Genomic DNA, 890 nt, shown 5'->3' on the forward strand with positions numbered 1-890 from the left:
GCCAGCTGGGCGGTGTCGTGGATCTGCGCCAGGTAGTCGGCATCGGTGATGGCGACTATCTGAAGGCGCCGGGCCCGGGCGGCCAGCTGGGAGACGGCCAGGCCGACGGCGAGCAGCAGGATGGCCGCCGTCACGTCGGCGGACCGGGTGATGGCGAACCGCTCGTACGGCCGGGTGAGGAAGAGGTCGAACCAGGCGGCGGCGGACAGGGCGGCGATGGCGCCGGCGAGGCGGTTTCCGACGGCGGCCACGGCGACGACCACCACCACCAGGACGAGAGCGGCGTTCGCGTTAGCGAAGGTCGTACGGAACGGCACCAGCACCGCGGTGACGGCGAGCGGGGCCACTACCGCGGTCACGATCGCCACCCGGTCCCTTGCGAGGTAGTGAGGCATGCTGCACCTCCTCCTTTCCTGTCTAGCAGGGGCCGGTGCGCGGTGCCACCGACCGGGCGGGCCGTACTCCCGGGGCGGCGGCGCGATCTCGTCGGCGAAGTCCGCGGGGTCCGCGGGGTCCGCGGGGTCCGCGGGTCCACCGGGCGTCAAGGGGGCGTCAAGGTGCTCCGTCATGGCGTCAGGGGTGCGCTAACGAGGGTCGTCGGCGGAACCGGCGGGCGCTTCGCTGTAAGTGCCGGTTCTCGCCGACACCGCTCAGTTCCGCTCGTGGTCTTCCTACATCCGAGAGGATTGGGTGATATGTCCCTTTTCCGACTTTCCGGGGTGTCTCGCACATGCCTGACCTGCTCTTCATCGTCCTCACCGTCGTCGCGTTCGCGCTCATCGGTCTGATCGCCAAGGGGGTCGAGCGGCTGTGAGCATCGAGAACGTCGTCGGACTCGTCGTTGCCGTCTGCCTGCTCGGGTACCTGGTGCTGGCCCTGATCTACCCGGA

The 890-nt window shown here is 69.7% G+C and carries 2 protein-coding genes; one reads left to right on the forward strand and one right to left on the reverse strand.

Features of this window, described 5'->3' with window-relative positions; translation table 11 throughout:
* Nucleotides 1-395, reverse strand: a 395-nt coding sequence (locus FCI23_RS55945) for a DUF4118 domain-containing protein (protein WP_136731797.1), incomplete at its 3' end; no start/stop codon positions are given.
* A gap of 415 nt (nucleotides 396-810) precedes the next feature.
* Between FCI23_RS55945 and FCI23_RS55955 the strand changes: the two genes are divergently transcribed.
* On the forward strand, nucleotides 811-890 hold an 80-nt coding region (locus FCI23_RS55955), incomplete at its 3' end, for a potassium-transporting ATPase subunit F (protein WP_136731792.1).

The sequence above is a fragment of the Actinacidiphila oryziradicis genome, from assembly GCF_005047355.1.
Classification (GTDB): Bacteria; Actinomycetota; Actinomycetes; order Streptomycetales; family Streptomycetaceae; genus Actinacidiphila; species Actinacidiphila oryziradicis.